Here is a 19,711-nt window from a genome sequence, read left to right on the forward strand (position 1 = left end):
CCTTTTACTGAAAATGTCAGGCGTCTGGGCTGGGCAGCCCAAGCTCGGCCAGAACTCGTGCGCGGGAATCACCATGGGTCAATGCCTGCTCGATCGCCTTGCGAAAGCTTGGGGTGTTGCCCAATGGTCCCTTGAGCGCCACCAGTGCTTCACGCAGTGCCATCAGCTTTTGCAACTCCGGGATCTGCTCGACAAGATTCGCGGGATTGAAGTCTTTCATCGCGTTGATGCGAACCTGGATCGCCAGTTCTTCCACGTCGGCTTGATCCTGGAGGCGATTGGGTACGTTCAGCGTCAGGCTCACTGCTTGCTTGGCCAACACCTCGTCGAGGGTGTGCTTGTCGATACCGATGGGCTTGCGATCTTCCAGCTTGCGCAGGTCCGCACGTTGGGAAAAATCCCCCAGCACCAGCAGCTTCAACGGTAGCTCGACCTCTTCCTGGGCACCGCCGAGGGCGGGTTTGAAGGTAATATTGATACGTTCCTTGGGGGCTACCGAACCGTCTTTGGCCATGGTGCTTTTCCTTTTATTTAATGAGGCGCTATTGAAGTACTGCTTCCAGGTCGAAATGACACAACCGGCGATGCAGGGCATCCTTGCCGTCGCGTATGGCTTGGCTTTGAGGTAGCAGGTCGTAGCAGCGGTACAGGAGCTGAGCGACTTGCAGGGCCAACGCCGGCTCCCAACTTTCCAGGCCCGTGCGCTGTAATTGAAGATCGAGTTGCTCCAGCTGGATCCTGGCCAGCTCGTGTTTGCCGGCCGCCATGCACAGCCTGGCCAGCGCCAGGCGCCAATGAAAACGGCAGCGATCACTGACCGCGCCCTGCAAGCCTTGCTTGATCACACCCACCGCGGCTTTGAGCCCGTCCTTGCGCAGACAAGGCATTACCGCGTCCAACGCCGCGTCCCAGGGTTGGGTCGTCAGGTCGCTCACGACTTCACTGGGCGCAGGCTTGCGCACATGGCGCATCACGTGCAGCGCAATCCACTCGGCTGTCGCAGTGTCGGCAAAGGGGGTGCCGTCGTCGAAGCGGTACTCCGTCAGGTTTGGCAGGCGCTGCAGCAGCAGCGCGAAATGTATCTCCAGTTCGGCCATGGCCAGGTCCGCGTGCAAGCCGTCCAGACACTCCCAGGCCATGCGCAAACCATCGAACCAGAACAACGCACCGGCCAGACTGACTTCCAGTTCGAAAAGCACATCGGCGTAATGGCCTTGGCTCAAGCGCTCCTGATAACGCTTGAGCTTGTCGGCGGCCAATGGGCGCAGCGCGGTTATGCGTTCACTGTTGGCGTCGGGGTAGTTGACGAGCATCAGCCACGCCAAGGTTCGGCCCAGGCGCAAAGCCCGCAGGTCGGTGGCGTTCTGGCGCAACCACCAGGCGCATAAAGGCCGGGCCTGTTCCTGTAATGAGCGCAGTAATTTGTGCGCCTCTTTTTCGCTGTTGACCGATTGCTCGGGGGTGGGCAACTGGACCGCCGCTTGCCTCACGCCGGGAATAGCACCCGCGCCCCCATCAGCTTCTGGCGCCCCTTGCGCGGCATCGGCCAGGCGCTCCGCCAATTGCCGTCGAATCGGCAGCAGCACGGGAGCATCACTCCCCAGATGTTGGGCCCATAGTTGGTCCAGATGTTCGAGGTGTTCCAGCAACGCTTGAAATAAAGGCTGTTGATCATTGAGCGAGATTTTTTTTGCAAACGCTTGCTCAAGGCGCGACACCAACCAGCCAAACGCTGCAACGCGGGTACGCAGTTTGCCAGGGTAGACGTGCACCCAATGGTGCTCGCAGAGCTCACGCAGCACACCGAGGCCGGCCAGCAATCCAGCCAATGAATCACGCTGATACAAGGCCCAGGTCAACCAGCAGGCGACACGCAGATCCTTGGAGTGCTCACGCAGCAGGCATTCGCTGATTTCGCTGACCCGCTGCCAATCCGGCAGCCCATTGCCATGAACCGACTGCGCTTTGCCAAGTTCGCCTTCCAGCGCTTCGAACTCGTTGGAAAAGCGCATATCAATACCCACGAAACTACCTGGCGAACAGGCTGCTCGTGCAAGTAGCAAATAATAGGCATACAGTTCTTTTGAATGACTCATTTTCGGCCGCACACAACCATCCAAGGCAAAATAGGCAAACTTAACGCCATTAAAGTACGTATCAGAGAGCCCTTAAGTTCCGTTCAAACATATCGAGACACAGGAACCTTAGCCATGCATAAACCAATCAGCAAGCGACGGACCGAAACTTAAGAAACATCCTACGCACCGCTATAATCTTGGCCTGCGCAGCTATTTGCGCACACATTCGAGTAACAACAACTCTGTTAGCTCGGCCGGCCGTGTACTTCACCCTAAAAACACGTGAGCAACTAAGTGCGCATTGATGCGCAACCTTTATAACTAAAAACAGCCCATAGCCCTGAATAAAAAACCAATACGCAGCCCATCAAACATCGCTCGCCCTTATTTCATTGAACTTCACACTTTCAGGCACGCTTCTTGTTATAGGTTATAGGCACCTACCCGTTCAGCCATTTCGCTGTTCGGCAAAACCTACTCAACCCGGCAAGGAAACCAATCATGCCAACACCCGCGTACCTCTCCATCACCGGAGTCAAACAAGGTTTGATCACGGCAGGCACATTTACTCAGGACTCGGTAGGCAACATTTATCAGGAAGGTCATGAGGATCAGATACTGGTCCAGGCATTTGCCCATCAGGTGATCATTCCTCGCGATCCGCAATCGGGCCAGCCGACAGGTCAGCGCGTGCACAAGCCGCTGATGATCAGCAAGGTTTTCGATAAATCGTCACCGCTGCTGTTCAGCGCCCTGACCAGCGGTGAAGAAGTCTCCTGCCGCCTCGAATGGCTACGCACCTCGTCCGCCGGAACCCAGGAGCACTACTTCACCATTGAACTGGAGGGTGCGACTATCGTGGACATCCAGTCACGCATGCCCAACTGCCAGGACCCCGACAACGCCCACTTCACTCATCTGGAGGATGTGCACTTCACCTATCGCAAGATCATCTGGACTCACGAAGTGGCCGGAACTTCCGGCTCGGACGACTGGCGCAGCCCAGTGGCCGGCTAACCACGGCTAGAGCGGGAACAGCTGCCAGGGAAGGCGCCGTTCCTGCTGGCCGGTTACACCATCGCCAATGGGTGCTTACGCTTGGGCGCTGCGAACACACGATCGATAGCGTCCAGGTCATGTTCATCCAACACCAGCTTCGCAGCTGCGGCGTTGAGTCGGATGTGTTCAGGTGTGACCGCCTTGGGGATTGCGATGACACCCTCCTGGCGCAGGACCCACGCCAGCGATACCTGGGCCGGTGTGACCTCATGGCGACGTGCGATCTGCTTGAGGGTCGGGCTCGACAGCAGCTCACCACCCTGGGCGATGGGACAATAAGCCATCAGTGGTAAATGATGCTGTTGCCACCATGGCAACAGGTCGAACTCGATCCCGCGCTCTTCAATGTTGTAGAGCACTTGATTGGTCGCACATGCAGGGGATGCGAGCTCCTGCAGGTCTGCCACATCGAAGTTGGAAACACCCCAGCGGCCGATTTTGCCGGCCTCGCGCAAACGCTCGAACGCTTCGACAGTTTCTTCAAGTGGGTACTGGCCGCGCCAGTGCAACAGATACAAATCAATGTAATCGGTGCCAAGGCGCTGAAGGCTGGCTTCGCAGGCGCGAGGCACCCCCTTTTGGCTGGCGTTATGCGGATAGACCTTGCTGACCAGAAATACCTGGTCGCGCTTGCCACGAATCGCCTCTGCGACCACCTCTTCGGCACCGCCGTCGCCATACATCTCGGCGGTATCGATGAGCGTCAGGCCCTCATCTATACCCAGTTGCAGCGCAGCAACTTCGGCGCGGCGCCGGCTTGGGTCTTCGCCCATGCGCCAGGTCCCCTGGCCGATGACAGGGACGGGAACACCGGCCAGATCAATGGTACGCATGACAACCTCCTGGTGAGTGTGCTGATTAACAATGTGGCATTGAGCGGACAAAAGGGTTCAATCGCAGTATGGTTGCCCTTTCGCCAGTCGCCAGGAATCACCGGTAATGCTGTTTGTCGTCATGCTCGGGGGCAAGCATCCACGGGCAAAAATCGAAGTACACGATGTAGTGTTCGCCGTGGCGGATACGTTGCAGGCCAGCTACCCGCAATTGCGCGACGCCTGGTTTGGCAGCCCCAAGGGTGTGCACATCGACTCATGGATGGCGGTCGACGGCGTCGACGGCTGGAAAGTTGAACTGAGCCATCTGGCGCCTCATGGCGACGCGCCCCGCCTGTACTTCATCAACCTCGGGGGCTATGAAGCCCATAGTTTCGGCGAGGCCCATCACTACCTGCTGGTAGTCGCTCGTAACAAACAGCAGGCCATGAGCCAGGGCAAGCAGCAGATGCTGCGCCACTGGTCCCAGGCCCACACCGACGGCGTGCTGGATATTGACGACTGCCTGCCGATCGACTTGGTGGACGGCCGTTACATCCACCTGGTGCAGGGGCCGCACCAACCGATCGTGCAGCGCAACGACTACATCGTGTTGCCTTGAACCGCCACGCTGAAAAAGGCAGGACTGAACAACAGCGGAACTTTGCCAGGAAATAACCGCCTGAATCCGGTACGCTCACCGTTTTTTACTCTAGGAGTTATTCCCCATGGCCAAAGCCACCGCCCGTCACATCCTCGTTTCCACTGAAGACAAGTGCAACGAACTCAAGGCCCAAATCGAAGGCGGCGCTGATTTCGCAGAAATCGCCAAAGCCAATTCGTCCTGCCCATCCAGCCGCCAGGGCGGTGACCTGGGTTCGTTCGGCCCAGGCCAAATGGTCAAGGAATTCGACACTGTCGTATTCAGCGCCCCGGTCAATACCGTGCAGGGCCCGGTGAAAACCCAGTTCGGTTATCACCTGCTGGAAGTCACCAGCCGCCAGGATTGATTCAATCGGCGCAGATGCGATAAACAACGGCCCGCCCTTTGGCGGGCCGTTGTGCATGTGATGACTGGCGATGCCCAGGCCGTTAGCGTACAAATCCCTATTCTTCTTAACCCGGCGTTCAAGGCTGATAATGCGATTGGCTTTTTCATCTCTGCTCTGCTCCACCCTGGCCCTGCTGATGGCCAGCACTGCGGCGATCGCGGCCCCGCAAACCTACCTGACGGTTTACGGCGAGCCCGCCAAGTACCCCGCCGGTTTCAGCCACTTCGACTATGCCAACCCCAACGCGCCCAAGGGCGGCAGCCTGCGGCGCTCGGCGCTGGAGGTCGGGCGGTTTGATCATGTGCTGCCGTATATCGACAAAGGTATTGGCGTGTCTCAGGTCGACGGCTGGGTGTATGCGCCCCTGGCGCTGCGCTCGCTGGATGAGCCCTACACCGTTTATGGCCTGGTTGCAGAAAAAATGGAGCGCGCCGACGACGGCCTGTCGCTACGTTTCTACCTCAATCCCAAGGCGCGTTTCGCCGACGGTACCCCGATTACAGCCGAAGACGTGCGCTACAGCTTCGATCTGCTGATGACCCAAGGCAGCCTGCGCTTTCGCACGTTGTTTGCCGACGTCAAGCACGTCGAAGTCGAAGGCGAGCGTCAGGTACGCTTCGACTTCTCCAGCAACGACAACCGCACCCTGCCCCTGGATATCGCCACCTTGCCGGTGTTCCCGGAGCATTGGTGGAAGACCCGCGACTTTGCCAATGGCGGCGGCTACGAAGCCCCGCTGGGCAGCGGCCCGTACAAGGTCAGCAAGATCGACTCCGGCAGCACCATCACCTTTACCCGCGATCCGGATTGGTGGGGCAAGGATTTGCCGGTCAGCCGTGGCCTGTACAACTTCGATCACCTGAGCCTGGAATACTTCGGCGACACCGAAGTGGCGCGCCAGGTGCTGCGCGGCGGCGCCTACGACTTCAACCGTGAATTCTCCGCCACCGGCTATTCCATCGGCTACAACGGCCCGGCGCTGGACGATGGTCGCCTGCAGCGCGCACACCTGGCCAAAGAGATGCCGCAACCGGCCCAAGGCTATGTGTTCAACGTGCAGAAGCCGATTTTCAAAGATCGCCGCGTGCGCCAGGCCTTGGCGATGCTGTGGGATTTCGAATGGGCCAACCGGCAAATGATGCGCAACCTGTACATCCGCCAGCAAAGCTACTTTTCCAACAGCCCGCTGGCGGCCAGCCAATTGCCGACCCAGGAAGAACTGGCGATCCTGGAACCGTTGCGCGGACAAATCCCGGATGAAGTGTTTACCCAGGTATTCAAGGCCCCGGTCACCGACGGCAGCGGCATGATCCGCGATAAACAACTGCAAGCCCTGGCACTGCTTGAGGACGCTGGCTGGAAACCGGTGGGTGACAAACTCGTCAACGCCCAGGGCGAGCCGCTGGAGTTCACCTTCCTCAACGTCCAGAACGGGCTTGAGCGCCTGTTGCTGCCCTACAAGCGCAACCTGGCGCAGATCGGCATCACCCTCAATATCCGCCGCATCGACTCGTCGCAGTACGTGAACCGCCTGATGGCCCGTGACTACGACATGATCGTCACCGGTTTTCCGGTCACCACCTCGCCCGGCATGGAGCTGTACAACTACTTCGGCTCCGCCGCTGCGTTCGATCCGGGCGCCAACAACTACATCGCACTCAAGGATCCGGCCGTCGATACGCTGATCAACGGTTTGGTGAAGGCCGACACCCAGGCGCAGATGCTCACCTACGCCCACGCCCTGGACCGTGTGCTGCAATGGAATTACCTGTGGATCCCCAACTATTACCCCCCGGGCACCTCCGCCGCGTGGTGGAACCGTTTCGGCCGCCCGGCGATCGAGGCGAAGAATGACGAAGCCCTGGAAACCTGGTGGGAAGTCAGCCCCACGCCACTGACTAACGAGCAAATGCAGGCCGAGCTGAAAAAACGCGGAGGAGCCCGTTGATGTTTGCCTATATCGTACGGCGCCTGCTGCTGATCATCCCGACGCTGGTGATCATCCTGCTGGTGAACTTCGTGATCGTGCAGGCCGCGCCCGGCGGGCCGGTGGAACAGGCCATTGCCCATCTGCAAGGCATTGGCGGCGGCGGTGTAGCGGGCGCATCCGGCGAAGGTATCAGCGGCTCCCGGGCCAGTCGTGGCCTGGACCCGAAGCTGATCAAGGACATCGAAAAACAATACGGCTTCGATAAGTCCGCACCGGAACGCCTGTGGCTGATGCTCAAGAACTACGCCCAGCTGGACTTCGGCAACAGTTTCTTTCGCGGCGCGACGGTGACCGACCTGATCCTGGAAAAGATGCCAGTTACCATTTCCCTTGGCCTGTGGGCGACGCTGATCACCTACCTGGTGTCGATACCCTTGGGGATACGCAAGGCCGTGCGCCATGGCAGCAGCTTTGACATGTGGAGCAGCACGGCCATCGTGATCGGTTACGCGATGCCGGCGTTCCTGTTTGCGATGTTTCTGATTGTGGTATTCGCCGGCGGTACGTCGCTGAACTGGTTCCCGGTGCGCGGGCTGGTGTCGGAAAACTTTGCCGAACTGAGCACCGTGGGCAAGGTTGCCGACTATTTCTGGCACCTGGTTTTGCCGGTGACGGCGCTGGTGATCGGCGGGTTTGCCACCTTGACCATCCTCACCAAGAACTCGTTCCTCAATGAGATTACCCGCCAGTACGTGGTGACCGCCCGTGCCAAGGGCCTGAGCGAACGCTGGGTGCTGTACGGCCATGTGTTTCGCAATGCCATGCTGCTGGTGATCTCGGGGATTCCCCAAGCGTTTATCAGCGTATTTTTTGCCGGCTCACTGCTGATCGAAGTGATCTTCTCCCTCGACGGCCTGGGCCGCATGAGCTACGAGGCGGCAGTGTCCCGTGACTACCCGGTGGTATTCGGCTCGCTGTTTATCTTCACCCTGTTCGGCCTTTTGATAAAACTCATCGGTGACCTCTGCTACACCCTGGTGGACCCGCGTATCGACTTTGCTGCGAGGAACGCCTGATGCTTGACCTGTCTCCCGTTGCGCGTCGGCGTTTCGAACGCTTCAAGAAAAACCGGCGTGGCTGGTGGTCGCTGTGGTTGTTTATCGGCCTGTTTATCCTGACGCTGGGCGGCGAGTTGATCGCCAATGACAAACCCTTGGTGCTCAGCTTCAAGAACGAACTGTATTTTCCGGTGTTCAAGCGCTACACCGAACAGCAGTTCGGCGGGCAGCTGCCGTTCCAGGCGGATTACCGCAGTGACTATGTGCAAAAGCTGATCAAGCAGGACGGCGGCTGGATGCTGTTCCCGCCGATTCCCTTTAGCGACGACACCCCCAATTATGAGCTGACCCGCCCTGCCCCGAGCCCACCGTCGGCGGTGAACTGGCTGGGCACCGATGACCAGTCCCGCGATGTGCTGGCGCGGGTGATCTTCGGCGCAAGGGTGTCGATCCTGTTTGCCCTGGCCCTGACCGCCATCAGCGCCGCCATCGGCATTGCCGCCGGGGCGTTGCAGGGTTACTACGGCGGCTGGGTGGATTTGCTCGGGCAGCGCATTCTGGAGGTGTGGTCCGGCCTGCCGGTGCTGTACTTGCTGATTATCCTGTCGGGGTTCGTCGAGCCGAATTTCTGGTGGTTGCTGGGGATCATGGCGCTGTTTTCCTGGCTGGCGCTGGTGGATGTGGTGCGCGCCGAGTTCCTGCGCGGGCGCAACCTGGAGTACGTCAAGGCCGCGCGCGCCCTGGGCCTGGGCGACGCCAAGATCATTCGCCGGCATATCCTGCCCAATGCCATGACCGCGACGCTGAGCTATCTGCCGTTTATCTTGACCGGGGCGATATCCACCTTGAGCGCCCTGGATTTCCTCGGCTTCGGTATGCCGGCTGGCAGCGCGTCCCTGGGTGAGCTGATCGCCCAGGGCAAGCAGAACCTGCAAGCCCCCTGGCTGGGCCTGACCGCGTTTTTCACCTTGGCGCTGATCCTGTCGTTGCTGGTGTTTATCGGCGAGGCGTTGCGTGACGCCTTCGACCCTCGCTCATGAGTAATTGCCTATGAACCTGATCGAAATCCGCGACCTGTGCGTCGCGTTCAGCGGCCAGACCGTGGTACGCAATCTGAGCCTGGATGTGCGCCCCGGCGAGTGCCTGGCGCTGGTGGGTGAGTCGGGCTCGGGCAAGTCAGTGACCGCCCATTCAATCCTGCAACTGCTGCCGCAAGCCGGTACCGAAACCACGGGCTCGATCAAGTATCGTGGCCAGGAGTTGATCGGTGCAGCGCCGTCTACCCTGCAAAAACTGCGCGGTAACCGAATTGCGATGATCTTCCAGGAGCCGATGACGTCCCTGAACCCGTTGCACAGCATCGAAAAGCAAATCGGCGAAACCCTGCTGCTGCACAAGGGCCTGGGCGGCAAGCAGGCGCGGGCGCGGATTCTCGAACTGCTGGAGCTGGTGGGTATCCAGAAACCCCAGGAACGGCTCAAGGCCTACCCGCATCAGTTGTCCGGCGGCCAGCGCCAGCGGGTGATGATCGCCATGGCCCTGGCCTGCGAGCCGGAGTTGCTGATTGCCGACGAGCCCACCACCGCGCTGGACGTGACCGTGCAGCGCAAGATCCTGCTGCTGCTCAAGTCTTTGCAGCAACGCCTGGGCATGTCGCTGCTGCTGATCAGCCATGACCTTAACCTGGTGCGCAGTATCGCCCAGCGGGTCTGCGTGATGCGCGCCGGGGAAATTGTCGAGCAGGCTGACTGCCAGACCTTGTTCACGGCCCCACAGCACCCTTACAGCCGCCTGCTGCTGGACGCCGAGCCCACGGGCGATGCGCTGTGCAGCGATGCGCGCGAGACGGTGTTGCAAGTAGACAACCTCAACGTCGATTTCCCCGTGGGCGGCGGGTTGTTTCGGCGCAAGACCTACCTGCGTGCGGTCGACGGCATCAGCCTCAGCGTGCAGCGCGGCAAGACCCTGGGGATTGTCGGTGAGTCCGGCTCAGGCAAATCGACGTTGGGCCAGGCGATCCTGCGTTTGCTTGACTCCACCGGCAGCATCCGCTTCCAGGGTGAGGCTCTCGACCCGCTCAACCATCAGCAGATGCGCCCGTGGCGCAAGCAGATGCAGGTGGTGTTCCAGGACCCCTATGGCAGCCTCAGCCCGCGCATGTCGGTCGAGCAGATCATCAGCGAAGGCCTGGAAGTGCATGCGCCATGCAGCCTGGCCGAGCGCGATGCCCAGGTGATCCAGGTGCTCAAGGACGTGGGCCTCGACCCCGCCAGCCGGCATCGCTACCCCCATGAGTTTTCCGGTGGCCAGCGCCAACGCATCGCCATCGCCCGCGCCCTGGTGCTCAAACCGGCGCTGATGCTGCTCGACGAACCCACTTCGGCCTTGGACCGTACGGTGCAGAAACAAGTGGTGGCGTTGCTGCGTGAACTGCAGGACAAATATGGCCTGACTTATCTGTTTATCAGCCATGACCTGGCCGTGGTGCGCGCCATGGCCCATGACATGATCGTGGTCAAGGATGGCAAGGTAGTGGAGCGCGGTGCCAGTCATGATGTGTTTGATTCGCCCCAGCACCCCTATACCAAAGAACTGCTGGCTGCAGCGCACATCCCTTTGTGATGATCAACAGGACTCTGCCTCCATGAGTACCAGCCTCAAGGATTATCAACACGTTCGCGGCCTGGCCATTCAGTCGTTGTTCGAGATCATCGAGCAGTCCAGCGAAGGCACGGTCATCGTCGACCGCGACGCGAACATCGTGTGGATGAACGAGCGCTACGCCAGGCGTTTCGGCCTGCACAGCGCCGATGAGGCCATCGGCCAGCCCTGCGAGCAGGTGATTTCCAACAGCCTGTTGCGCCAGGTGGTGCACAACGACCGGCCGATCCTGCTGGATATCCAGGACACCCCCAAGGGCCCGCTGGTGGTGATGCGCCTGCCGATCCACGACGATGCCGGAGTGGTGATCGGTGCGATTGGCTTTGCGCTGTTCGATGAGTTGCGCAACCTGTCACCGCTGATCGAGCGCTACCTGAGCATGCAGCAAGAGCTGGCCTCGACGCGCTCGCTGCTGCGCTCGCGGCAAAGCAAATACAACTTCGCGCATTTTATCGGCACCAGCGCCGCCAGCCTGGAGGTCAAGCGCCGGGCGCGGCGCAGTGCGAGTGCCGAGTCGCCAGTGTTGCTGCTGGGGGAAACCGGCACCGGCAAAGAACTGCTCGCCCAGGCTATCCACGGTGCGTCACCGCGGGCGCACAAAGCCTTCGTGAGCATCAACAGCGCCGCGATTCCCCATGACCTGCTCGAAGCGGAGTTCTTCGGCACCGCCCCCGGCGCGTTTACCGGCGCCGACCGCAAGGGTCGCCCCGGCAAGTTCCAGATCGCCCAGGGCGGCACGCTGTTTCTCGATGAAATTGGCGACATGCCGCTGCCGCTGCAAAGCAAATTGCTGCGGGTGTTGCAGGAAAAGGAATTCGAACCGGTGGGCTCCAACGAGATGCTGCACAGCGATGTGCGGGTGATTGCCGCGACATCCATGGATCTGGAGGCAGCGATCAAACGTGGCGAGTTTCGTGCGGATTTGTATTACCGCCTCAACGTACTGCCGATCCAGGTACCGCCGTTGCGTGAGCGGCTGGAGGATATTCCGGCGTTGAGCGAGGCGATCCTCGAAGAGCTGCGCAGCCAGCACGAACTGGACCCTGAGGCGCTGGTGTTGCTCGCACAACATGCATGGCCGGGCAATATCCGTGAACTGCGCAATGTGCTGGAGCGGGCGGCGTTGCTCAGTGATGACCTGATGTTGAATGCCGCGCAGGTTCGTGCAGCGATTGGTACGTTCAGCCCAGTAGTCCGTGGCCCGGTGGGCGCGATCGAGGGTGAAACCTTTGCGGCGGCGCGGGAGCGGTTTGATCGGCAGGTGATTGGTGCGGCGTTGCAGGCGTGTACCGGGAATGTGGTAGAGGCCGCCAGGCAGTTGGGGCTTGGGCGGTCGACGCTGTACAAGAAAATGGTGGCGCTGGGGCTAACTCAGTCTCCATATTGAGACCCAATTCTCAATACAAAGACAATCCATTGTGAGAGGGGCTTGCTCCCGATAGCAGTGTGTCAGGCTGAGCATCTGTACCTGACCCACTGCTATCGGGAGCAAGCCCCCTCCCACATTAGGTATTTGTTTGTCTCGAAATAGAGATAAAACTTCAAAGTGCTGTTGAAAATCCTGAAAATATTGTTGTTTTTCAAATAGTTAATAACATGGCACGCATCTAGCTATAGCCCTCCCACCGCTTCACCCCACAACAATAACAATCCGATGGAGACACACCATGAGTGTGATCATTGCCCTGGCCGCGCTCGCGCTGCTGATGCTGGCTGCCTACCGTGGCTATAGCGTTATCCTGTTCGCTCCCATCGCCGCCCTGGGCGCGGTGCTGCTCACCGACCCATCAGCCGTCGCCCCTGCCTTTACCGGGGTGTTCATGGAAAAGATGGTCGGTTTTATCAAGCTGTATTTCCCGGTGTTCCTGCTCGGTGCGGTGTTCGGCAAGCTGATTGAGTTGTCGGGTTTCTCGCGCTCGATCGTGGCGGCTGCGATCCGCTTGCTCGGCACGCGCCAGGCAATGCTGGTGATCGTGCTGGTCTGCGCCCTGCTCACTTACGGCGGCGTATCGCTGTTCGTGGTGGTGTTTGCCGTGTACCCGTTCGCGGCGGAGATGTTCCGCCAGAGCAATATCCCCAAGCGCCTGATCCCGGCAACCATCGCCCTCGGCGCGTTCTCGTTCACCATGGACGCCCTGCCCGGCACGCCGCAGATCCAGAACATCATCCCCAGTACCTTCTTCAACACCACTGCCTGGGCGGCGCCGTGGCTGGGGCTGATCGGCACGATCTTCGTGTTTTGCACCGGTATGCTCTACCTGGCCCGCCAGCGCAACAAGGCCCAGCGGGCCGGGGAAGGTTATGGCACCGAGTTGCGTAACGAGCCGGAAACCGCCGAGAACCTCAGCCTGCCCAATCCCTGGATCGCGCTGTCGCCGTTGATTCTGGTCGGGGTAATGAACCTGCTGTTTACCCACTGGATCCCGCAGTGGTACGGCAAGACCCACAGCCTCAGCCTGCCAGGCATGAGCGCGCCGGTGACCACCGAAATCGCCAAGCTCACCGCGATCTGGGCGGTGCAGGCGGCGTTGCTGGTGGGGATTATCGTGGTACTGGTGTTCGGCTTCTCCGCGATCAAAAGCAAGCTGGCCGAAGGCAGTAAAAGTGCGGTCAGCGGCGCGCTGCTGGCGGCAATGAACACCGCCTCGGAATACGGCTTTGGCGCAGTAATCGCCTCGCTGCCAGGCTTTCTGGTACTGGCGGACTGGCTCAAGGGCATCCCCAACCCGCTGGTCAACGAAGCAATTACCGTGACCCTGCTGGCGGGCATCACCGGCTCGGCTTCCGGCGGCATGAGCATTGCCCTGGCGGCGATGTCCGAGAGCTTTATTTCAGCGGCCCATGCGGCCAATATCCCTCTTGAAGTGCTGCACCGGGTCGCGGCCATGGCCAGCGGCGGCATGGACACCCTGCCCCACAACGGCGCGGTGATCACGCTGCTGGCGGTCACCGGCTTGACCCACCGCGAAGCCTACAAGGACATTTTCGGCATCACGATTATCAAGACCCTCGCGGTGTTCGTGGTGATCGGTACTTTCTATGCCACCGGCATTGTGTGAGGTTTTCATGACGACTTTGAATGGCAAGACCGCCCTGGTCACCGGCTCCACCAGCGGCATCGGCTTAGGGATAGCATTGAGCCTGGCCAAGGCCGGCGCCAACCTGATTCTCAACGGCTTTGGCGACGCCAGCGCGGTGATCGCCCAGGTGCAGGCGTTTGGTGGCAAGGTCGGGCATCACCCGGCGGATGTCAGCGACCCGGCGCAGATCGCCGACATGCTCGCCTACGCCGAGCGCGAGTTCGGTGGCGTGGATATTCTGGTCAACAATGCCGGCATCCAGCATGTGGCGGCGGTGGAAGACTTCCCGGTGGAGCGCTGGGATTCGATTATCGCGATCAACCTGTCCTCGGTGTTCCACAGTACACGTTTGAGCCTGCCGGGCATGAAGGCCAAGGGCTGGGGGCGTATCGTCAATATCGCCTCGGTGCACGGCCAGGTCGGCTCAGTGGGCAAGGCTGCCTACGTGGCGGCCAAGCATGGCGTGATCGGCCTGACCAAGGTGGTGGGCCTGGAAACCGCCACCAGCAATGTGACCTGCAATGCGATCTGCCCGGGCTGGGTGCTGACGCCGCTGGTGCAGAAGCAGATTGATGATCGCGTGGCCAGTGGGATCGACCCGCAACAGGCGCAGCAGGATTTGCTGGCTGAAAAGCAGCCGTCCCTGGAGTTTGTGACGCCGTCGCAGCTGGGTGAGCTGGTGCTGTTTTTGTGCAGCGAAGCTGGCGCCCAAGTGCGCGGTGCGGCGTGGAATATCGACGGTGGCTGGCTGGCCCAATAACCCCCCCAGACACCGGAGATCAAAATGTGGGAGGGGGCTTGCTCCCGATAGCAATGTGTCAGGGTAAACATCTGTAACTGAACCACCGCTATCGGGAGCAAGCCCCCTCCCACATTGGAACGCTATTGTTTGGAAGACCGATACTAGAACAAGAGATTTCGCTATGTCCGACATCCTCTGGCAACCCTCGCCCGAACGCATCGCCAACACACGGATGGACCAGTTCCGCCGCTTCATCAACCAACGCCACGGCCTGCACCTCCACGACTACCCTGCTCTGCACCAATGGAGCATCGACCAGCGCCCGGACTTCTGGCAGGCGATTGTGGCGTTCTTCGACGTGCAGTTTCGCAGCCCGCCCAGCGTCACACTGATCGAAGACATCGAGATGCCCAGCGCCCAATGGTTTCCCGGCGCCACCCTGAACTTTGCCGAACACCTGTTGCGCCGCCGCGACAATCATCCTGCGGTGGTGGCTGTCAGCGAAGACGGCCAACGTGAACAACTGAGCTATGCGCAACTGGCGGAACATGTTGCCGGCCTGCAAAAAAGCTTGCGGGCAGCCGGGGTGGGCATGGGTGACCGGGTGGCCGCGTGCATGCCCAACACCTGGCAAACCCTGGTGGGTATGCTTGCCACTACCAGCCTCGGCGCGATCTGGTCATGCTCTTCGCCGGATTTCGGCACCCAGGGCGTCATCGATCGATTCGGCCAGATCGAACCCAAAGTGCTGATTACCTGCGCCGGCTACCGCTATGCAGGCAAAAACATCGACCAGAGCGCCAAGCTCAATGAAATCCTTGCGCGCCTGCCCTCCCTGCAACAGCTGATCATCGTGCCGTACGCCCGGCCTCAGGCACAGGTCGACGATTATCTGAGCCAAGCCCGTGTCACGCTGTGGGACGACTTCTATCAGGCCGGCGGCGTGCCCGAATTTGTCGCAGTGCCGTTCGAACATCCGCTGTATATCCTCTATTCCAGCGGCACCACCGGCATCCCCAAATGCATTATCCATGGCACCGGCGGCGTGCTGCTCACCCACCTCAAGGAACACGGCCTGCACGCCGACCTGAGCCGCGAGGACTGCCTGTTCTACTACACCACCTGCGGCTGGATGATGTGGAACTGGCTGGTGTCGGTGCTGGCGATGGGCGCCACGGCGGTGCTGTATGACGGCTCACCGTTCCACCCCGGCCCCGAGCGTTTGATCGACTTGATCGATGCGGAAAAAATCAGTGTATTCGGCACCAGCCCGAAATTCCTCGCTACCTTGGAGAAAGCCGGGTTGCGGCCACGCCTGAGCCACGACCTGAGCAGCCTCAAAGGCCTGATTTCCACCGGCTCGCCGCTGTCACCCCAGAGCTACGACTATGTGTACCGCGAGATCAAGAACGAGCTGTGCCTGTCGTCGATGTCCGGTGGCACCGATATCGTCTCCTGCTTCGTGATCGGCAACCCGGTGCTGCCGGTGCGACGCGGTGAAATGCAGTGCAAGAGCCTGGCCATGGCCATCGAGGTGTGGGACGACCAGGGCCGGCCGCTGATCGGGGAAAAAGGCGAACTGGTTTGCACCCGGCACTTTCCGGCCATGCCCATTGGGCTGTGGAACGACCCGCACCAGCACAAGCTGCGCGCCTCCTATTTCAGCCAGTTCCCCGGCGTATGGGCCCAGGGTGATTATGCTGAGCAGCGGGCCAATGGCAGCCTGCTGATTCATGGGCGCTCAGACGCGGTGCTCAACCCTGGCGGCGTACGCATCGGCACCGCCGAGATATACCGCCAAGTGGAAAAAGTCCCACAGGTGCTGGAAAGCCTCGCCATCGGCCAACGCTGGCAGGACGATGTACGTGTGGTGCTGTTTGTGCGCCTCGATGACGGCGTCGAGCTGGATGAAGCGCTGCAACAGCAGATCCGCCAGGTGATCCGCGCCAACACCACGCCGCGCCACGTACCGGCCAAGATCCTCGCTGTCACGGATATCCCGCGCACCATCAGCGGCAAGATCGTGGAGTTGGCGGTGCGCAACGTGGTACATGGGGAGCCGGTAAAGAACACCGATGCCCTCGCCAATCCCGAAGCACTGGAGCAGTTTCGCCGACGCCCTGAACTGGATTTTTAGATGAAAGGTTTCAGCGCTGAACCGCTGTTTTGAAGAAAAGCCGTCAATGCGTGCTATTTTTCCGGGGTAGTCATCCATTGATGATCCTTGGGACAATGGATGTGGTTATTTTTCAAAGCGTCGTGCTCAGGGCTTTCTTTCATGAATGGAACATCCACCGGTAGCGAAGCCGCTGCATTGATCAAGCGGCTGGACTGGGCGCAAAGCCCCCTCGGTGAGGCCACTGATTGGCCGCAGAGCCTGCGCACCGCCGTCGATATCGTCGTGCATTCGCCGATGCCGATGGTGCTGTTGTGGGGCCCGCAACTCATACAACTGTATAACGATGGCTTCGCCCAACTGGTGGGCAACAAGCACCCCGGCGCCCTGGGCCAACCTGCGCACCAGACCTGGCCGGAGCTGCAAAGCTTCGCCGCGCCGGTGTACGACGCGGTGCTCGGCGGCCAGGTGCGCACCTTCAGCGAGCAGCGTTTTGTCTTGCAACGCGAATGTCGCGACACCGAAATCTGGCTCGACCTGACCTACAGCCCGGTGCGCGACGAAAGTGGCCAGGTGGCAGGCATCCTGGTCACCGCCATCGAAACCAATGAACGGCGCAGCAAAACCCTGGAACTGCAGCAGCGTTCCGAAGCGAGCCTCAAGGCCCAGCACAACACCGAGCAGCGCCTGCAACTGGCACTGGCGGCGACCGATGCCGTGGGCACCTGGGACTGGGACATCGGTGAAGATCACTTTATCGCCGATGCACATTTCGCCTACCTGCACGGTGTCGACCCGAGTGACGCCGGCCTGCTGCCCATCAGCGCCTATCTGCTCGGCGTGCATCCCGAAGACCGTGGCATGGTCACGCGCAGCATCAAGCATTGCATCACGTTCGGCACTGAATACGCCGAGGAGTACCGCCTGCTGCAAGCCGACGGTCAGGTGCGCTGGGTGTTTGCCCGTGGCCGCTGCTACAAGGACCAACAAGGCCGACCCGCACGCTTCCTCGGTGCCGCGCTGGACCTCACCGAGCGCAAGCACACCGAACAGGCGCTGCGCCAGAGCCAGACCGAGCTGCAACTGATCATCAACGCCATGCCGGTGTTGATCGGCTACGTGGACCATGAGCAGCGCTTTCGCCTGAACAACAGCGCCTACCTCGACTGGTACGGCAAGACGCCCCAGGAGCTGTACGGCAAGACCATCCGCGAAGTGCTCGGTGATGAGGTGTATGCCGGACGAATAGACAAGATCGAAGCGGCCCTGAACGGCAAGGCGTGCAGCTTCATGACCCTCACGCCCCATCGCGACGGCCGCCCGCGCCACGCGTTGATGAAATACCTGCCGCGCTTCAGCAATGACGGTTCGGTGAACGGCTTCTACATTTTTGTGATCGACGAGACCGAACGCAAACTCACCGAGGAAGCCCTGCGTCATCTCAACGAGAACCTCGAAGAGCGCGTGGCCCAGCGTACCCAGGCGCTGGCCGAGGCCAACCAGCGCCTGCAGAACGAGATGTTCGAGCGTGAACGCGCCGAAGACGCCCTGCGCCATGCGCAGAAGATGGAAGCGGTGGGCCAGCTCACCGGCGGTATTGCCCATGACTTCAACAATATGCTCACCGGCATCATCGGCAGCCTGGACCTGATGCAGCGCTATATTGCCGCCGGGCGCAGCGATGAGATTGGCCGCTTTGCCGATGCCGCCGTATCCTCGGCCCATCGCGCCGCCGCCCTTACCCACCGCCTGCTGGCGTTTTCGCGGCGCCAGTCGCTGGACCGCCGCCCCATCGACCCCAACCAGCTGGTGGCATCCCTGGAAGATCTGTTTCAGCGCACCAAGGGCGCGCATATCGCGCTCAAGGTGCAACTGGGCAAGGACATCTGGCCGGTGAACACCGACGCCAGCCAATTGGAAAACGCCCTGCTCAACCTGGTGATCAACGCCCGCGACGCCATGCCCGACGGCGGCGAGTTGCTGATCGAAACCGCCAACAGCTACCTGGACGGCACCGACATCACCACCCTGGAGCCGGTCAAGGCCGGCGACTACGTAATGCTCGGCGTGAGCGACAACGGCAGCGGCATGGCGCCGAAAATTCTCGCCAAGGCATTCGACCCGTTCTTCACCACCAAGCCTATCGGCCAAGGCACCGGCCTTGGGCTGTCGATGATTTACGGCTTTGCCCAGCAGTCCGGTGGCCATGTAACGATCCAGAGCGAACCGGGCCAGGGCACCTGCGTGCGCCTGTACCTACCGCGCCTGTACGGCACCGCACTGGAAAGCGACCTGCCCGTCAGCCTCACCGAAGCCCCGGTGGCCCTGGCCGGTGAAGCCGTGGTGGTGGTCGAGGACGACCCCGCAGTGCGCATGTTGGTGGTCAACGTCCTCGATGAACTGGGCTATACCGCGCACCAGGCGGCCGACGCCCGTGCCGCGCTGCCGCTGCTGGAGTCGGATTTGCGCGTGGATTTGCTGGTGACCGACGTCGGCCTGCCGGGCATGAACGGCCGGCAACTGGCGGAAATCGCGCGCCAGCATCGCCCCGGCCTGCGGGTGTTGTTCATGACCGGTTATGCCGAGAAAGCCGCTGAGCGCCAGGGCTTTTTGGAAGACGGCATGGACATGGTCGCCAAGCCCTTTTCGATCGACCTGCTGGCCACCAAAATCCGCAGCATGATCGGCGGCGAGGCCTGAGTTCAGGCATAATCGCGCGCCGTCGCACACCTGGTAGAGATCAATGAAAGCCCAAGCCCGTCATATCCTGGTGAAAACCAGCGAAGAAGCCGAACAACTCAAGCAGCGCATTGCCAAGGGTGAAGCCTTTGACGTGCTGGCCAAGAAGTACTCCACCTGCCCGTCGGGCAAGCGTGGCGGCGATCTGGGCGAAGTGCGGCCCGGGCAGATGGTGGGCGCGATTGATGCGGTGATCTTCAAGAAGCCGGTGAAGGTGGTGCACGGGCCGATCAAGAGCAAGTTTGGCTATCACCTGGTGCAGGTGTTTTACCGGGATTGATGGGATTGCCTTTTAGCCCCCTCCCACAGTTGACCCTGTTCCAACTGAAGGAATGCAGTCTAATGTGGGAGGGGGCTTGCTCCCGATCCGCCGCAGGCGGCCAT

General features: G+C 60.7%; 16 protein-coding genes. 13 read left to right on the forward strand and 3 right to left on the reverse strand.

Annotation, left to right across the window (positions count from 1 at the left end):
- Nucleotides 1–16: 16 nt before the first annotated feature.
- Both tssB and tssA read right to left on the reverse strand, forming a co-directional pair.
- Nucleotides 17–514, reverse strand: a complete 498-nt coding sequence (gene tssB / locus E4P00_RS21750) for a type VI secretion system contractile sheath small subunit (RefSeq protein ID WP_078821537.1) — start codon at nucleotides 512–514, stop codon at nucleotides 17–19.
- Nucleotides 515–542: 28 nt separating this feature from the next.
- Nucleotides 543–2,096: a type VI secretion system protein TssA gene (tssA, locus tag E4P00_RS21755; protein ID WP_179119833.1), complete on the reverse strand. Its 1,554-nt coding sequence runs from the start codon at nucleotides 2,094–2,096 to the stop codon at nucleotides 543–545.
- Nucleotides 2,097–2,579: 483 nt separating this feature from the next.
- Here tssA and E4P00_RS21760 point away from each other — a divergent pair, with 483 nt between their 5' ends.
- The gene (locus E4P00_RS21760) at nucleotides 2,580–3,095 is read left to right on the forward strand and encodes an Hcp family type VI secretion system effector (protein ID WP_005788794.1); all 516 of its coding nucleotides are present in this window, start codon (nucleotides 2,580–2,582) and stop codon (nucleotides 3,093–3,095) included.
- Between the two features lie 53 nt (nucleotides 3,096–3,148).
- Here the strand turns inward: E4P00_RS21760 and E4P00_RS21765 are convergent, their stop codons facing one another.
- Nucleotides 3,149–3,970 (reverse strand): aldo/keto reductase, encoded by an 822-nt coding sequence (locus tag E4P00_RS21765; RefSeq protein WP_032876043.1) that lies wholly within the window; start codon nucleotides 3,968–3,970, stop codon nucleotides 3,149–3,151.
- Nucleotides 3,971–4,076: 106 nt separating this feature from the next.
- Here E4P00_RS21765 and E4P00_RS21770 point away from each other — a divergent pair, with 106 nt between their 5' ends.
- The 12 genes from E4P00_RS21770 (at nucleotide 4,077) to E4P00_RS21825 (ending at nucleotide 19,607) form a co-directional block, all read left to right on the forward strand.
- Entirely contained in the window at nucleotides 4,077–4,571 is a 495-nt protein-coding gene (locus E4P00_RS21770; RefSeq protein WP_032876046.1) for a DUF1543 domain-containing protein, read from the forward strand.
- Nucleotides 4,572–4,677: 106 nt separating this feature from the next.
- Nucleotides 4,678–4,959: a peptidylprolyl isomerase gene (locus tag E4P00_RS21775; RefSeq protein WP_005788801.1), complete on the forward strand. Its 282-nt coding sequence runs from the start codon at nucleotides 4,678–4,680 to the stop codon at nucleotides 4,957–4,959.
- Nucleotides 4,960–5,089: 130 nt separating this feature from the next.
- Nucleotides 5,090–6,949, forward strand: coding sequence for an extracellular solute-binding protein (locus E4P00_RS21780; RefSeq protein ID WP_032876050.1), 1,860 nt, complete (start codon nucleotides 5,090–5,092; stop codon nucleotides 6,947–6,949).
- Nucleotides 6,949–8,007: a microcin C ABC transporter permease YejB gene (yejB, locus tag E4P00_RS21785; protein WP_248133035.1), complete on the forward strand. Its 1,059-nt coding sequence runs from the start codon at nucleotides 6,949–6,951 to the stop codon at nucleotides 8,005–8,007. Before E4P00_RS21780 ends, yejB begins: the two co-directional genes overlap by 1 nt.
- Nucleotides 8,007–9,029 carry an ABC transporter permease gene (locus tag E4P00_RS21790; protein WP_005788807.1) on the forward strand — a complete coding sequence of 341 codons (1,023 nt, stop codon included), beginning with the start codon at nucleotides 8,007–8,009 and terminating at the stop codon, nucleotides 9,027–9,029. The genes yejB and E4P00_RS21790 overlap by 1 nt, the downstream gene beginning before the upstream one ends.
- 10 nt (nucleotides 9,030–9,039) lie before the next feature.
- Nucleotides 9,040–10,611, forward strand: coding sequence for an ABC transporter ATP-binding protein (locus E4P00_RS21795; protein ID WP_248133037.1), 1,572 nt, complete (start codon nucleotides 9,040–9,042; stop codon nucleotides 10,609–10,611).
- Between the two features lie 22 nt (nucleotides 10,612–10,633).
- Nucleotides 10,634–12,037 carry a sigma 54-interacting transcriptional regulator gene (locus tag E4P00_RS21800; RefSeq protein WP_248133039.1) on the forward strand — a complete coding sequence of 468 codons (1,404 nt, stop codon included), beginning with the start codon at nucleotides 10,634–10,636 and terminating at the stop codon, nucleotides 12,035–12,037.
- Nucleotides 12,038–12,317: 280 nt separating this feature from the next.
- Entirely contained in the window at nucleotides 12,318–13,709 is a 1,392-nt protein-coding gene (locus E4P00_RS21805; protein ID WP_005788811.1) for a GntP family permease, read from the forward strand.
- A 7-nt stretch (nucleotides 13,710–13,716) separates the two neighbouring features.
- A complete protein-coding gene (locus tag E4P00_RS21810; protein ID WP_032876062.1) occupies nucleotides 13,717–14,490 on the forward strand; it encodes a 3-hydroxybutyrate dehydrogenase in 774 nt (257 codons plus the stop codon).
- A 163-nt stretch (nucleotides 14,491–14,653) separates the two neighbouring features.
- Nucleotides 14,654–16,609: an acetoacetate--CoA ligase gene (locus tag E4P00_RS21815; protein WP_248133041.1), complete on the forward strand. Its 1,956-nt coding sequence runs from the start codon at nucleotides 14,654–14,656 to the stop codon at nucleotides 16,607–16,609.
- A 141-nt stretch (nucleotides 16,610–16,750) separates the two neighbouring features.
- Nucleotides 16,751–19,288 carry a PAS domain-containing protein gene (locus E4P00_RS21820; protein WP_078821544.1) on the forward strand — a complete coding sequence of 846 codons (2,538 nt, stop codon included), beginning with the start codon at nucleotides 16,751–16,753 and terminating at the stop codon, nucleotides 19,286–19,288.
- A gap of 43 nt (nucleotides 19,289–19,331) precedes the next feature.
- Nucleotides 19,332–19,607: a peptidylprolyl isomerase gene (locus E4P00_RS21825; protein ID WP_003174397.1), complete on the forward strand. Its 276-nt coding sequence runs from the start codon at nucleotides 19,332–19,334 to the stop codon at nucleotides 19,605–19,607.
- The last annotated feature ends 104 nt before the right edge of the window (nucleotides 19,608–19,711 follow it).

Origin of the sequence: Pseudomonas sp. B329, assembly GCF_023127835.1 — a bacterium.
Taxonomy (GTDB): Bacteria; Pseudomonadota; Gammaproteobacteria; order Pseudomonadales; family Pseudomonadaceae; genus Aquipseudomonas; species Aquipseudomonas synxantha_A.

Excerpts from the sequence above, each read along its gene's own strand:
- tssB (WP_078821537.1), bottom strand. The coding sequence starts at position 514 with ATGGCCAAAGACGGTTCGGTAGCCCCCAAGGAACGTATCAATATTACC.
- tssA (WP_179119833.1), bottom strand. The coding sequence starts at position 2,096 with ATGAGTCATTCAAAAGAACTGTATGCCTATTATTTGCTACTTGCACGA.
- E4P00_RS21760 (WP_005788794.1), top strand. The coding sequence starts at position 2,580 with ATGCCAACACCCGCGTACCTCTCCATCACCGGAGTCAAACAAGGTTTG.
- E4P00_RS21765 (WP_032876043.1), bottom strand. The coding sequence starts at position 3,970 with ATGCGTACCATTGATCTGGCCGGTGTTCCCGTCCCTGTCATCGGCCAG.
- E4P00_RS21770 (WP_032876046.1), top strand. The coding sequence starts at position 4,077 with ATGCTGTTTGTCGTCATGCTCGGGGGCAAGCATCCACGGGCAAAAATC.
- E4P00_RS21775 (WP_005788801.1), top strand. The coding sequence starts at position 4,678 with ATGGCCAAAGCCACCGCCCGTCACATCCTCGTTTCCACTGAAGACAAG.
- E4P00_RS21780 (WP_032876050.1), top strand. The coding sequence starts at position 5,090 with ATGCGATTGGCTTTTTCATCTCTGCTCTGCTCCACCCTGGCCCTGCTG.
- yejB (WP_248133035.1), top strand. The coding sequence starts at position 6,949 with ATGTTTGCCTATATCGTACGGCGCCTGCTGCTGATCATCCCGACGCTG.
- E4P00_RS21790 (WP_005788807.1), top strand. The coding sequence starts at position 8,007 with ATGCTTGACCTGTCTCCCGTTGCGCGTCGGCGTTTCGAACGCTTCAAG.
- E4P00_RS21795 (WP_248133037.1), top strand. The coding sequence starts at position 9,040 with ATGAACCTGATCGAAATCCGCGACCTGTGCGTCGCGTTCAGCGGCCAG.
- E4P00_RS21800 (WP_248133039.1), top strand. The coding sequence starts at position 10,634 with ATGAGTACCAGCCTCAAGGATTATCAACACGTTCGCGGCCTGGCCATT.
- E4P00_RS21805 (WP_005788811.1), top strand. The coding sequence starts at position 12,318 with ATGAGTGTGATCATTGCCCTGGCCGCGCTCGCGCTGCTGATGCTGGCT.
- E4P00_RS21810 (WP_032876062.1), top strand. The coding sequence starts at position 13,717 with ATGACGACTTTGAATGGCAAGACCGCCCTGGTCACCGGCTCCACCAGC.
- E4P00_RS21815 (WP_248133041.1), top strand. The coding sequence starts at position 14,654 with ATGTCCGACATCCTCTGGCAACCCTCGCCCGAACGCATCGCCAACACA.
- E4P00_RS21820 (WP_078821544.1), top strand. The coding sequence starts at position 16,751 with ATGAATGGAACATCCACCGGTAGCGAAGCCGCTGCATTGATCAAGCGG.
- E4P00_RS21825 (WP_003174397.1), top strand. The coding sequence starts at position 19,332 with ATGAAAGCCCAAGCCCGTCATATCCTGGTGAAAACCAGCGAAGAAGCC.